At 70.0% G+C, this 13,763-nt stretch carries 9 protein-coding genes; 6 read left to right on the top strand and 3 right to left on the bottom strand.

Annotation, left to right across the window (positions count from 1 at the left end):
- Positions 1-6: 6 nt before the first annotated feature.
- From L2X99_RS09675 to L2X99_RS09650, 6 genes are all read left to right on the top strand, one after another.
- Positions 7-1,887: a metallophosphoesterase family protein gene (locus L2X99_RS09675; RefSeq protein WP_236135023.1), complete on the top strand. Its 1,881-nt coding sequence runs from the start codon at positions 7-9 to the stop codon at positions 1,885-1,887.
- 74 nt (positions 1,888-1,961) lie between these two features.
- Positions 1,962-2,597 (top strand): hypothetical protein, encoded by a 636-nt coding sequence (locus tag L2X99_RS09670; protein WP_236123797.1) that lies wholly within the window; start codon positions 1,962-1,964, stop codon positions 2,595-2,597.
- 85 nt (positions 2,598-2,682) lie between these two features.
- Entirely contained in the window at positions 2,683-6,771 is a 4,089-nt protein-coding gene (locus tag L2X99_RS09665) for an NPCBM/NEW2 domain-containing protein (RefSeq protein ID WP_236135022.1), read from the top strand.
- Between the two features lie 119 nt (positions 6,772-6,890).
- Positions 6,891-9,605, top strand: a complete 2,715-nt coding sequence (locus tag L2X99_RS09660; RefSeq protein ID WP_236135021.1) for a polysaccharide lyase 8 family protein — start codon at positions 6,891-6,893, stop codon at positions 9,603-9,605.
- Between the two features lie 102 nt (positions 9,606-9,707).
- Positions 9,708-10,178, top strand: a complete 471-nt coding sequence (locus L2X99_RS09655; protein ID WP_236135020.1) for a hypothetical protein — start codon at positions 9,708-9,710, stop codon at positions 10,176-10,178.
- Positions 10,175-10,729 carry a hypothetical protein gene (locus tag L2X99_RS09650; protein WP_236123800.1) on the top strand — a complete coding sequence of 185 codons (555 nt, stop codon included), beginning with the start codon at positions 10,175-10,177 and terminating at the stop codon, positions 10,727-10,729. The genes L2X99_RS09655 and L2X99_RS09650 overlap by 4 nt, the downstream gene beginning before the upstream one ends.
- Here L2X99_RS09650 and L2X99_RS09645 read toward each other — a convergent pair.
- The 3 genes from L2X99_RS09645 to hpaD form a co-directional block, all read right to left on the bottom strand.
- Entirely contained in the window at positions 10,723-11,526 is an 804-nt protein-coding gene (locus tag L2X99_RS09645) for an HpcH/HpaI aldolase family protein (RefSeq protein ID WP_236123801.1), read from the bottom strand. The genes L2X99_RS09650 and L2X99_RS09645 overlap by 7 nt on opposite strands.
- A gap of 81 nt (positions 11,527-11,607) precedes the next feature.
- On the bottom strand, positions 11,608-12,393 hold the full coding sequence (locus L2X99_RS09640; RefSeq protein WP_236123802.1) for a fumarylacetoacetate hydrolase family protein: 786 nt from the start codon (positions 12,391-12,393) through the stop codon (positions 11,608-11,610).
- A 212-nt stretch (positions 12,394-12,605) separates the two neighbouring features.
- Complete coding sequence (gene hpaD / locus L2X99_RS09635; protein WP_236123803.1) at positions 12,606-13,742, bottom strand: 3,4-dihydroxyphenylacetate 2,3-dioxygenase; 1,137 nt, start codon at positions 13,740-13,742, stop codon at positions 12,606-12,608.
- Between the last annotated feature and the right edge of the window lie 21 nt (positions 13,743-13,763).

Below are 13,763 nucleotides of genomic sequence, written 5' to 3'. Positions count from 1 at the left end.
CAGCAGGTGACCGCCGAGCTCGACGGCGCAGCAGTCAGCGGCATCCCCGCGGCGGCGGCCGACGGCACGACAACCTTCGATGTGACGATCCCGGCCGGCACGCAGGAGGGGTTCCTCCGCCTGGCGATCTCCGGAGACGGAGTCGCCCCGATCGCGCTGAGCATCTCCGTGCTCAGCGGAGAATCGGCCGGCATCGCCACGACCGAGCCGATCGTCTGGTTCGGCGGCTTCGACGGCGCCGATGACTGGACGGCCGGCGGCGACTGGGCGATCTCGACCCGGGACGACGTGGTCGACGCCTATGGCACGGACCGGCGTCAGGCGTTCACCCGCGCCACCGGCAGGCTGGCCGTCGCGGAGTCGTCGACCGGCGCGTTCGACGGCGAGCTGACCTCGGAGCGGATCCCGGTCAGCGCCGGCGACGAACTCGAGGTGCGCGTGGACAGCCACCTCCGCGTGCGGGGCGCGGCACAGAGCGCGACACTGACCGCACGCTTCGACAGCGGGGAGTCCGCCGTCCTGTTCGAGCACGCCGCGGGCGACCAGGAGTCCGCACAGCTGCGGCTTCCTCTGTCCGTGCCGTCGGGCGCCCGCTCCGTCACGCTGGAGTTCGGATTCACGACGCCGGACGCAGCCGGATCATGGATGGTCGACAACGTGCTGCTGGTGCGCCCGCTCGCGCCACTCGCGGAGGATGCGACGGCCGACGCACTCGTGGACATCTTCAGCGACATCCAGGGCTCGAATGCGCGGCTGAGCGAGCAGGTGCTCCCGGGATTCCGCGGGATGGCCGAGAAGGCGAACGTCATCGTCGCCAACGGCGACCTCGTCTCCGCCGGGTCGACAGCCAACTACGCCGCCTACAAGGCGGCGTTCACGGCCGGAGGCGGCGACTCCTACCCGACGTCGATCTCGACGATCGGCAATCACGAGTACTACGGCAACGACGGTTCGGAGGTGTTCCGCAACCGCTTCCTCGACCAGGCCGGCATGCGGACGGTCGGCGGGCAGGGCGGGCTGTGGGGCGAGGTCCTCGTCGACGGCCGGCTGCCACTGCTGTGGGTCGGAAGCGAGGCGTACGACTACGCGAAGCAGACCGGAAGCGGGCCGTTCGTCGACTACTCCGATGAGCAGTTCGGGTGGCTGCGCGAACGTCTGGCCTACTGGAAGGGACAGAACCAGCCCGTGCTGCTGTTCACGCACCATCCGCTGGCCGACTCGGTGTCCGGCACATACATCACCTTCAACCGGAACGACTACGGCGCCGACGCCGAACGGTTCACCCGGCTCATGTCGGAGAACCCGAACGTGATCATGGTCACGAGCCACACGCACTGGTCGCCGCAGCTGAACGACTGGTCCGTCGAGCACCGCATCGATCCCGCGGACGCGCAGGGACTGACCATGGTCAACACCGGTGCCGTGACGACGCAGTACGGACCCAGCGGCGACTGGGGAGAGGCGGGGATCGGCGGTGCCGACCCGATCGGCGTACGCGCGGCCCTGTACGACGACCGGGTCCGCATGACCGTGTACTCGTTCGGCGCCGCAGGTCCCACCGAGATCAAGCACATCGACGTCCCGGTCCCGGCATCCGACGTCGAGCCGCCGCACGAACTGCACGCGGCAGCCACCGCGCGCTGCATCGGCGGCAAGGCGTACGTGTACGCCTCGGTCGAGAACCGCGGGGACGCACCGGCCGACGTGACGATCGAGTCCGCGCTGGGCACGAAGGCGTTCGCCGGTGTCGCACCCGGCAGGAGCGTCAGCACGTCGTTCAACAGCCGGCAGAAGGCGATCCCCGCCGGCGAGCTGGACGTCAGCGGCGAGAGGGACGGAGACACCGAGCGCACCACCACCGGCTACGACGCGCTCACCTGCGGCTGACCCACGTCCGGGGCGCCGCGACCGAGCGGCGTCCCGGCACCACACCACCCCTTCATCGGAAAGGAAGAACGGAAATGAGAAAGAACAATCGCCTGCTGCGGTACTCCACCGCGGCATTCGCCGCCCTGCTCGTCACCGGCGCCGCCGCGAGCGTCGCCAGCGCGGCCGAGGAGGACACCTCCCACGGAGAGGGCTCCGTCGACGTCTCGGTGGAGATCCCCGAGATCGAGCAGCCCGGCGTGCTCGCGCTGTCCGTCGCGGGCACCTCCACCACCCTCAGCGAGAACGGATCGGATGCCGCGGTGCGGCAGTTCACCGGCACGCTGCCGACCGTCACCGTCACCGACACCCGCAGCGCCGACGAAGTGGCCGGCGACGCCGCCTGGTACGTGCTGGGCACCTCGTCGGGCTTCACCGGCTCGGACGGTCAGGAGGCGATCACCGCGGATCACCTCGGCTGGACTCCCGCACTGGTGCAGGGCGACGAGAACGGGCTGGTGTTCGAGGGCGACCCCGTGGAGACCGTGCTGGACTCCGGCCCGAACGCCGTCGGCCTGGTGGACCGCGAGCTGCTGTTCTCGACGTTCTCCTCGGCGGAGGTCGCCTCGGAGGGTGTGTTCAGCGCCACCGCGAACCTGGCGCTGCGCACTCCGGCCGACGTGGCACCCGGCACCTACACCGCCAACCTCACCCTCTCGCTCTTCGAGTGAGACCCACGGAGTCCCGGGACGCGATCCCGGGACTCCGTGCCCCAGACAGCACTTCGCATTCCGACACGAGAGAGCATCGATGAAGATGAAGACAGTCACAGCGGAGAACCGATGGGCAGGGCCCGTCAGATGCGCGCTCGCCGCGCTCGCCGCATCCGCCGTCGTCGCCGCCGGCCTGGGGTTCGGCCCCGCGGCGACCGAGCCCGCGCAGGCGGCGGCGTCGAGCGCCGCGCCGACGCCGATCGTCCCCAAACCGGTGACGCCGGCCGTCGCACCGGCGACCGGCGGGTCCATCGGCGGAATCAGCGACGTCGAGAAGTCCGGGAACGCGGTCACGCTCACCGCGGAGAACGGCGCCGCACGGGTGACGTTCCTCGACGCGACCACGCTGCGGGTCGAGGCCGACCCGAGCGGATCGTTCACCGACCCCGCCAACACGCCGCAGGGCGACGCCGCCCGCACGGCGAACATCGTGGTCGGCACCGACGACTTCGACGCCGCGGACCTCACCGTCGAGGACGGCGACACGATCTCGATCTCCACCTCGAAGGTCGTGCTGAAGATCGACAGGGCCACCAGCAGGATGACGCTCACCCGCGCCGACGGCACGGTCGTCTGGGAGGAGTCGGCGCCGATCAGCTTCTCCACGACCGCGGCCACCCAGCGGCTGAAGCCCCAGGACGGCGAGCAGTTCCTCGGCGGCGGCATGCAGAACGGGCGCTCGATCCACACCGGAGCGACGATCAACGTCGCCCAGAACACGGACTGGGACGACGACGGCTACCCCAATGCCGTTCCCTACTACATGTCCTCCGAGGGCTACGGCGTGCTCCGCGACACGTTCGCGAAGGGCACCTACGACTTCGCGGGCGGCACGACGACGCACCAGGAGAAGCGCTTCGACGCGTACTACTTCGTGGGCGACTACAAGCAGTCGCTGGACGGCTACACGAAGCTGACCGGACGTCCGATCATGCCGCCGGTGTACGCGCTGGAGTACGGCGATGCGGACTGCTACAACCGCTCCAGCCCGACATACACCGGCAGCAAGGACCCGACGAAGCTGAAGACCCCGCAGGCTCTCGAGATCGCGAAGGACTTCGTCGAGAACGACATGCCGGGCGGGTGGATGCTGGTCAACGACGGCTACGGCTGCGAGTACCAGGAGCTTCCGGAGACCATCGCGGCGATCGAGGACCAGACCGACCTGAAGACCGGTCTGTGGACCCAGCGCTCGCTGGACCAGCAGGAGTACGAGGTCGGTGAGGCCGGCGTCCGGCTGCGCAAGCTCGACGTCGCCTGGGTGGGCTCCGGCTACCGCCTCGCGCTGACCGGCTGCGAGGCCGCGCACGACGGCATCGAGCAGTACTCGGATGCCCGCGGCACCGCGCTCATGGTCGAGGGCTGGGCGGGAGCGCAGCGGTGCGGCATGCAGTGGACCGGCGACCACTCCGGCAACCTCGACGCCGTGCGCTGGCAGGTCTCCGCGCTGACCGGCGCGGGCAACTCCGGTCTCGCGTTCACCACCGGCGACGTGGACGGCATCTTCGGCGGCTCCGCCGAGAGCTACGTCCGCGATCTGCAGTGGAAGGCCTTCGCCCCGGCGCTGTACTCCATGAGCGGCTGGGCGAGCACCGACAAGCGCCCATGGCTGTACGGCGACGAGGCGACCGAGATCAACCGGAAGTACCTGCAGCTGCGCCAGCGCCTGATGCCGTACATCTACACCCTGGCCGCGGGCTCGCACTCCTCCGGGACCCCGATGATGCGCTCCCTCGCTCTGGAGTACCCGGACGACCCGTACTCGTACGGAGCCGAGGCGAACAACGAGTTCCTGCTCGGGACGGACTTCCTCGTCGCCCCGGTGTTCACGGACTCCGACGTGCGCAACGGCATCTACCTGCCCGAGGGTCAGTGGGTGGACTACTGGACCGGCGACGTCTACGACGGAGGCCGTGTGCTCGACGGGTACGCCGCTCCGCTGGACACCCTGCCGCTGTTCGTGCGTGCCGGCGCCGTGATCCCGCAGGGCGCGGCCGCGCGCAACGCCTCGCTCGTCGCCGAGGACTCGCCGATCACCCTCGACGTGTACCCGAAGGGCGACGGCTCGTTCGACCTCTACGAGGACGACGAGGTCACCCGCGCGTACCAGAGCGGCTCGGTTTCGCAGCAGGAGTTCGCGGTCACCGCCCCGGAGCAGGACGGCGGCGACGTGGTGGTCACGATCGGCGATCGCGACGGCGCATACCAGGGCAAGGCGGATGCCAGGCCCTACCTGCTCGACGTGCACACCGGATCGGCGCCGGAATCGGTGCGGGCCGGCGAGACCGTCCTCGAGCGTGCGGCCGACGCGGAGGCGTTCGACGCGCAGGAGACCGGCTGGTTCTACGACGCGGATGCGCGCGGCGGGATCGTGCGGGTGAAGGCCGGCACCGTGGCATCCGGCTCGTCCGAGACGGTGACCCTCGCGGGCACCAGCGCCGTCGGCGGCAAGGACTCCGACTCGCACCGTGCCTACCTGAGCGTGGCACTGGAGCAGCAGGTGTTCCAGGGCGAGCAGACCACCATGAAGGCGACGTTCCACAACACCGGCACCAAGGCCAAGGACGATGTGCGCATCGAGCCGGTGCTGCCGGAGGGCTGGACGCTCGTCTCGTCCGAGGGCACGGCGGCCGGTTCCGTGGCGCCTGGCGCGACGGCGACGGCGACCTTCGTCGTCTCGCCGGGAACGGGCTCCGCCGCGGGCGCGCAGCAGCTCCGTGCGGCCGCGACCTTCCTGGACGGCTCGGGGACTGAGCGCGACCTCACCGGCGCGAACCGGATCGACGTCGCCTACGGCAGCATCGCCGCCGCCTTCGACGCGGTGTCGATCACGTCGGTGGCGACCAAGGATGCCGGGAACTTCGACGGCGGAGGAGCATCCTTCTCGGAGGATGCACTCGCCGCCGCCGGTGCCCGCGCGGGGGAGCCGCTCGAGGTCGAGCGCGGTGACGACACCCTCACGTTCCAGTGGCCGTCGGCCGCGGCCGGAACCCCGAACTCGATGTCGATGAACGGCCAGACGGTCGCGCTCAGCGGCAAGGGCACGCACCTCGCGTTCCTCGGGTCGTCGGCGACGGGCGCGGGCGTGAACCCCGAGGTCACCATCACCTACGCGGATGGCACGACCGCGAAGCAGACCTTCTACTTCCCGAATTGGCTCATCCAGTCGTCCGGGCCGCTGAAGGATGCCGCGGTCGCCGTCGCGAGCAAGGGGCGCAACAACAAGGCCAACCCGGACGGGTATGAGTATCCGACCTACACGTACCAGGTGTACGCGAACGTCGCCCCGCTCATCCCGACCAAGGAGCTGCGCTCGATCACCTTCCCCGTGGGCACCACGGCGAAGCTGTTCGACGTCCGCCCCGTGACGCTCGACATGCCCGAGGCGCCGAGCGGTGAGCCGTGGGTCTCCGACCTCGACTGGGTCTCGGCGAGCACCGGCTGGGGTGTGATCGGCAAGGACGTGGCCAACAAGGACACCGCGACCTCGCCGGACGTGCCCCTGGTGATCAACACGACGCCGGAGCTGAAGAAGACCTATGAGAAGGGTCTCGGCGTGCACGCGCAGTCGAAGGTGCGGTACTACCTCGGCGGCGAATGCACCCGCTTCACCTCCGACGCCGGCCTGGAGGACGGCTTCAACGGATCGGTGATCTTCAAGGTCGACGTCGACGGCGTGAACCGCTACCAGGGCACCACGTTCCAGGCCGGGTTCCCGACCGAGAAGGTGGATGTCGACCTGACCGGGGCGACCTACCTCGACCTGATCGTCGAGGCGCCCGGCTCGATCAACGGCGCCCACGGCGTGTGGGGCGACGCCCGGCTGCACTGCGCCGACGAGGAGCCCGCCGTGGCCTTCTCGGCGGAGGCGGCACCGCGGATGATGGGCGGAAAGGCCTACGTCCAGGTGCGCGTCGTCAACGACGAGCAGGTGCCGGTGGACGTCACCGTCGAGACGCCGTACGGCGGCAAGACGATCAAGGCCGTGGCCCCGGGCAAGAGCGCGATCGAGGCCGTCGCGACTCGCAAGGCCTCGATCCCCGCGGGCGAGGTCACCGTCACCGTCGTCAAGAAGTCCGACGGAGAGGACGTGACGGCGCAGCGCACCGTCGCGTACGAAGGCATCGGATGACGGAGGGCCGGGAGGGAGGAGCTCCTCCCCTCCCGGCCGCTTCGCCGATCGCCCCACCTCCGCAGACCCCGTCTGCCCCACCTCTGAAGAATCCGCCCACCTGTCAGGAGCCGCCGAAGATGTCACTGGAACTGCCCCGCCGATCCTTCCTCACCCTGCTCGGCGCCGGCGCGCTGGTCGCCGTGAGCACCCAGCCCGCCGCCGCGAGCACCCGAAGCGCGTTCTCCGCGACCGCCGAGGATCCGCTCGCGGCGCTCATCCAGCGTCGCCGGATCATGCTCGTCGGCGATGGCAGCGCCGCATCCGTTCCCGAGCTCGCCGAGGCGCTGAGCCAGATGAGCGCCGAGGCACAGACGGTCTGGGACTCGATGGTCCGCCCCGTCGCCGCGCCCGGAATCTGGGCGGATGTGCCGATCACCGGTGTCACCGGGACGACGCTGTCCGGGAACATGGGCCTCACCTTCGACCGGATGTTCAGCCTCGCTCTCGCGTACTCGACGGCGGGCTGCGCGCAGTACGGCGATACAGCTCTGGCATCCGACCTCGTCGCCGCGCTCACCTTCATCTCGGCGAACGTGTACGTCGCGGGGAAGTCCCCCGTGGGCAACTGGTGGTTCTGGGAGATCGGCGTGCCACGAAAAGCCGCCGACATCCTGGTGCTGCTGCACGAGGCCGTGCCCGCCGACGTGCGCACCGCGCTGATGGCGGCCGCCCGCTACTTCACTCCGAACCCGAACTGGCGCGGTCGCGGCACGGGCTCCGCTGAGACCGGCGCGAACCGCACCGACAAGGCCCTCTCGTGCATGCTGCGCGGGGCGCTGGACGGCCGGCCGGACGAGATCGCGCTGGCGCGTGACGCGCTCAGCGACACGGTGGGGGCGGGGAGGAACAGCGTGTTCGGATACGTCACCAGCGGTGACGGGTTCTACACCGACGGGTCGTTCGTGCAGCACACCTACCTGCCCTACGTCGGCACATACGGCGTGGTCACGCTCGGCGGCATCGCCGAGATCCTGGGTCTGCTCGGCGGCAGCGAGTGGGATGTCACCGACCCGAAGAAGGCCGTGGTCCTCGATGCGGTCGAGGCGGCGTACGCACCGTTCATCTGGAACGGCCGGATGATGGACGCCGTGCGCGGACGGGCCGTGTCGCGCCAGAAAGCGCCGGACTACGTCGACGGCGCGGCGGCGCTCACCGCCATCCTGCTGCTGGCCCCCGGTGCCGGCGAGCCGTATCGCACCCGGTACCTGTCGCTCGTGAAGGGCTGGCTGCAGCGCTGCACGGACCAGACCCTGTACGGGCTGCCGACGCAGACGGTGGCGAAGTCGCTGCTGGTGACCTCCGTGCTCGGCGACGACGCGATCGAGCCGGCGCCCGCCCCGGTGTACACGAAGGCGTTCGGCGACCAGGACCGCCTGGTGCACCACCGTCCGGCGTTCAGCGCGGTCGCGAACATCTCGTCGAAGCGGATCGGCCGGTACGAGTGGGGCAACAAGGAGAACAACCTGGGCTGGTACCAGGGCGACGGGCTGACCTTCGTCTACACGCCCGCCGATCCCGGCCAGTTCAGCGCCGACTTCTGGCCCACGGTCGACCCGTACCGGCTGCCGGGGACCACGGTCACGGCCGAGCCCCACGCGAACGGCGCCGCCGACGGCACCGGCATCCCGCGGGCGTTCCAGGCGTTCGCCGGCGGGCTGGAGCTGGACGGGCGCTGGGGGATCCAGGGGATGGACCACCTGAACCACAACAGGACGCTCAGCGCCCGGAAGTCCTGGTTCTTCCTCGACGACGGAATCGTCTGCCTCGGCGCGGCGATCGCAGGGACCACCGATCACGAGGTGTTCACCACCGTCGAGAACCGCTCCTTCGCGGCCGGGAGGCTGCCCGCGATCACGGCGGACGGGGCTCGGCGCACGCTCGCCCCGGGAGACGCCGCCGTCGCGGCGACCAAGGCCGTGCACATCGCGGGGCACGGCGGATACGTCTTCCTCGAGGGCGAGAACGTGAGCGGCTCTGTCGACGTGCAGGCGGTCCGTCGCACGGGCGACTGGCAGACCATCAACTCCGGTGCCGACACCGGCGGTGACGCGGAGCCCCGGACGCGGGACTACCTCACCATCACGCACCGGCACGGCGCGAAGCCCGACAGCGGCGGTTATGCGTACCTGATACTCCCCGGCGCAGATGAGGGCACCACGTCCGCGCAGTCGCAGACGCCGTCGGTGACCGTGCTCGCGAACGACGAGGCGGCGCAGGTGGTCGCGGATGGCGGGAACGGCCTGACGCTGGCGAACTTCTTCGCCGCATCGCCCGCCGGTGCCGCACCGTCGCACGGGATCACCGTCAGCGGGCCCTGCTCGGTCGCCGCGCACCGCGACGGCGACCTGCTGGCCGTCGCGCTGTCCGACCCCAGCCGCACGCAGACGAGCGCGCGCGTGACGTTCGCGGACGTCCAGGCCGTCGCCGCCGGTGAGGCCGACGACGGAGTGACCGTCGTCAGCACGTCGCCGCTCACGCTCCAGTTCGCACTGGACGGACACGGGCACTCCGCGCGCATCGAGATCGACTGCGGAGCGCCGGTGACGCTGCAGGTGACGCCGCGCTCACTGGCGGGCAAGGTGCACCTGTACGTGTCGGCCGAGAACCGCTGCGACCGCCCGGTCACGATCACGCTCGCGACCGCGTACGGCGAGAAGACCTTCACGGGGATCCATCCCGGTCACTCCGCCACGACGGCGTTCGCCACGCGTGCGGCATCGATCGGCGCGGGCGTCGTCACGGCGGCCGTCGCCGGCTTCGCCGACGTCGAACAGTCCTACCCGGCGCTCTGAGCCGCGCCGGGCGGGCGCCGGCCACCGCGGGCACGTTCCTATGATTGAGATGACCGAAGAGCAGGGGTGCATGCGCCCGGAGAGGCGAGACACCCGGTGAGAGTGAAGCTGTTGCGCATGCTGGCGCTGGTCGGCGCGGCGATCGTCCTGATCGGCGGTGCCGCCGTGCCGGCGGTCGCGGCCGATGACGGGGTCTCGTGGTCGGTGCGACCGGCGTCGGCAACGGCGGCGGACGGCCGTTCCTGGGCAGAGCTGGAGCTCGCGCCCGGTGCGAGCGCCGTCGATCATCTCGAGGTGCGCAACTACGGCGCTGCGGAGACCACGTTCCAGCTGATCGCTGCCGACGGATACTTCACCGACACCGGCCGCTTCAACATCCTGCCGGAGGGCACGCCGTCGAAGGACGCGGGGCTGTGGATCGATCTGCCCGACTCGGTCACGGTGCCCGCTGGCGGCGCGGTGGTGGTGCCGTTCACCGTCACGGTGCCGAAGGACGCGACCCCGGGGACCACCCCGCCGGCGTCGCCGCCTCGATCAAGTCACAGGGTTCTGACGCGGGCGGCACCGCGGTGAACGTCACGAGCCGTGTCGGCTTCCGGGTGATGACCCGGGTCACCGGTGAGTACCGCACCGAGGTGGCGCCCGCGGTGAACGCCCGGTACACCATGTCGTGGAATCCGTTCCAGCCCGGGACGGCGGACGTCGAGTACACGATCGAGAACACCGGCAACACACGCGTCGCCGTGACTCCCACGGTGTCGGTCGAGGGGCCGTTCGGCACGCTGTCGCAGGCGCAGACCGCCGCGAAGATCGAGGAGCTCGCCCCGGGAGAGCAGCGCAAGGGAGCTGTGCGCCTCACCGGCGTGTGGCCGACCGGTCCGCTCAGCGTGCGTGTGACGGCGGACGCGGAATCCGTGGTCGACGGCGATGCGGGAACGGGATCCAGCTCTGTCGAGACGACCGTGCCCGCGTGGCCGTGGCCTCAGCTGATCGCGCTCGGGATCGCCGTCCTCCTCATCGTGCTGACGGTCGTGGACCGTCGCCGTCGTCGCCGGAGTCTGCAGGAGCAGCTGGAGCGTGCCCGCGAGGAAGGGCGACGCGAGGCGGAGAAGCCCGCTCAGTAGCTCGCGCGCTGCGCGCCGTCGGATGCCGGGATGAAACGCGTCGTCAGAGCCTCGGACGCACGGGCGAGCAGCGCGACATCCGCGCCCACCGCGATGAAGTCCGTGCCGTGTGCGATGTACTCCTCGGCAGCGACCGGGTCGAAGGCGTTCACGCCGACCGGCTTCCCGGCGTCCTGCACCGCGGCGAAGGCGCGGGCGACCGCCTCGAGCACCTCCGGATGCGTCTGCTGTCCGAGATGACCCATCGATGCGGCCAGGTCGCTGGGTCCCACGAACACGGCGTCGACGCCGTCGACGGCGGCGATCTCCGCGGCCGCATCCACGCCGGCGGCGGTCTCGATCTGCACGATCAGGGACGTGTGCTCCGCGGCATCCTGCAGGTAGCCGTCGACGCGGTTCCAGCGGGCGCTGCGCGCGAGCGCGCTGCCCACACCGCGCACGCCGGCGGGCGGGTACCGCACCGCGCGCACCGCGCTGCGCGCCTCATCAGCGGACGACACCATCGGAACGAGCACGTTCTGCGCACCGAGATCGAGGATCTGCTTGATGGCGACGACATCGTTGAACGGCGCCCGCACGATCGGCGTGATCGGGTAGGCGGCCGTGACCTGCAGCTGCACGAGCACGGAGTCCAGGGTGTTGGCGGAGTGCTCCATGTCGATGAGCAGCCAGTCCAGGCCGGAGCCGGCGGCGACCTCGGTGACCAGCGGCGAGCCGGAACACGCCCACATGCCTACGAGGGCGCGATCGCTCTCGGCGAGCCTGGCGCGGAAGGAAGGGGCGAGCTGCAGTGCCATGGATGCTCCGGAGAAATCGTGTGCGGGCGGGTGGGCGGTCGAGCCGGTGATGAGCACGACGCTACGCCAGTCGGATGCGGTTCATACGAAGCGGCAGGCGATCGTCCCCATCTCGCGGTAGTCGCAGAGCACCTCGTCGCCGCGCGACACCCACATCGGCCGGGTGAACGACCCCGCGAGAATGATCTCGCCGGCCTCGAGCCGCGCGCCGTGCTGATGGAACTTGTTCGCCAGCCAGGCCACACCGGTGGCCGGATGGCCGAGCACGCCGGCGGCGACGCCGGTCTCCTCGATCTCGCCGTTGCGGCTGAGCACGCCGGGCACCCAGCGCAGGTCGATCTCGTCGGGCCGCATCCGCACATCGCCCAGCACCATCGCCCCGTACGCCGCATTGTCACTGATCGTGTCGACGATGGTGCGCCCCTCCAGCTCGATGTGCGAGTTCAGCACCTCGAGCGCCGGGACCGCGTAGTCGATCGCCGCCAGCGCATCGTCGAGCGCGCAGTCCGGACCCGCCAGCGGCTCCTTCAGCACGAACGCCAGTTCGACCTCGATCCGCACGTTCGAGAAGTCGTCGAACGGGATGTCGGCGCCCGAGGCGTACACGGTGTCGTCGAACATCACGCCGTAGTCCGGCTCGGTGATTCCGGTCGCCTGCTGCATGGCCTTCGACGTCAGCCCGATCTTGCGTCCGACCAGCCGGCGGCCTGCGGCGAGCTGGCGGTCGCGCCAGACGCCCTGGATCGCGTACGAGTCCTCGATCGTGGCATCCGGGTACCGCGCGGTGATGCGCGGGATCAGCGCGCGCGTGCGCTCCGCCTCGGCGAGTTCCTCGGCGATGGCGGCGATGGTCTCGTTGTTCAGCATCGGAGTCTCCTTCGAGTCGGTCGTTGAGCGAGCGATGGTCGCCCCGCGAGCGGTGGTCGTTGAGCGAGCGATGGTCGTTGAGCGAGCGCAGCGAGACGAAACGCAGAGACGAAACGCAGAGACGAAACGCAGAGACGAAACGTCGTGACGTTCCTCGTGAGCTGAGAACGTTTCGTCTCACTCCTTCGTCGTTCGCTCAACGGCCCGTGCGGTTACAGCTGGTTGCCGAGCTTTCCCTCGCGCTCATCCGCGCGGGTGTAGCTGAATCCGTCGGCGCCGATCGTCACGGCCATCTCGCTGGAGTCGGTGCGCGCGTGCACCGGCTGCGGGTTGCCGTCCAGGTCGAGCACCAGCGAAGCATCCGTGTACCAGGACGGCACCACAGGGTTGCCCCACCAGTCACGACGCTGGTTGTCGTGCACGTCCCAGGTGATCACGGGGTTGTCCGGGTCGCCGGTGTAGTAGTCCTGCGTGTACACCTCGACGCGGTGCCCGTCGGGGTCGCGCAGGTACAGGTAGAACGCGTTGCTCACTCCGTGCCGGCCCGGACCCCGCTCGATCGCATCCGAGCGGCGCAGCGCGCCGAGCTTGTCGCAGATCGCGAGGATGTTGTGCTTCTCGTGCGTCGCGAAGCAGACGTGGTGCATCCGCGGGCCGTCGCCACCGGTCATGGCAGTGTCGTGCACCGTAGGCTTGCGGCGCATCCACGCGGCGTACACGGTGCCCTCCTCGTCCTGGATGTCCTCCGTGACGCGGAAGCCCAGGTCCTGCATGAACTTCACCGCACGGGGCACGTCGGGGGTGACCTGATTGAAGTGATCGAGGCGCACCAGCTCGCCGGGCACGTGCAGGTCGTATCGCCACGACATCCGCTCCTGGTGCTCGGTCTGGTGGAAGAACTCGTACGGGAAGCCGAGCGGGTCGACCACGCGCACCGAATCGCCGATGCCCTTGACGAAGCCGTCGGGGTTGCGGCGGACGTCGCAGCCGAGCTCGGTGTAGAACTCGACGGCGCGGTCGAGGTCCTCCGGAGTGCGCACCCGGTACGAGAACGCGGCGACGGCGGCGACCGGGCCCTTGCGCAGCACCAGGTTGTGATGGATGAACTCCTCGGTGGAGCGCAGGTAGATCGCCCCGTCGTCCTCGCTGGTCACGTACAGGCCGAGGATGTCGACGTAGAACTGCCGGGATGCTGCGAGGTCGGTGACCACCAGCTCCATGTAGGCGCAGCGCAGCACGTCCGGCGGGGTGCTCTGCGGCGTCGGCGTGGGGTTGTCGGTCTGGATCGGCGCCTCCTGGCTCACGTAGAAGCCGGAGGAGGTCAGCGTCATGTCTTCACGGTTGGTCATGTCAGCGTCCTTGCTCTCTGT

The organism is Microbacterium sp. KUDC0406 (assembly GCF_021582875.1).
Lineage (GTDB): Bacteria > Actinomycetota > Actinomycetes > Actinomycetales > Microbacteriaceae > Microbacterium.
Note: the sequence above shows the minus strand (reverse complement) of the source record. Positions and strands in the feature narration are given on the sequence as shown.

Excerpts from the sequence above, each read along its gene's own strand:
- L2X99_RS09640 (WP_236123802.1), bottom strand. The coding sequence starts at position 12,393 with ATGCTGAACAACGAGACCATCGCCGCCATCGCCGAGGAACTCGCCGAG.
- L2X99_RS09660 (WP_236135021.1), top strand. The coding sequence starts at position 6,891 with ATGTCACTGGAACTGCCCCGCCGATCCTTCCTCACCCTGCTCGGCGCC.
- L2X99_RS09645 (WP_236123801.1), bottom strand. The coding sequence starts at position 11,526 with ATGGCACTGCAGCTCGCCCCTTCCTTCCGCGCCAGGCTCGCCGAGAGC.
- L2X99_RS09665 (WP_236135022.1), top strand. The coding sequence starts at position 2,683 with ATGAAGACAGTCACAGCGGAGAACCGATGGGCAGGGCCCGTCAGATGC.
- L2X99_RS09670 (WP_236123797.1), top strand. The coding sequence starts at position 1,962 with ATGAGAAAGAACAATCGCCTGCTGCGGTACTCCACCGCGGCATTCGCC.
- hpaD (WP_236123803.1), bottom strand. The coding sequence starts at position 13,742 with ATGACCAACCGTGAAGACATGACGCTGACCTCCTCCGGCTTCTACGTG.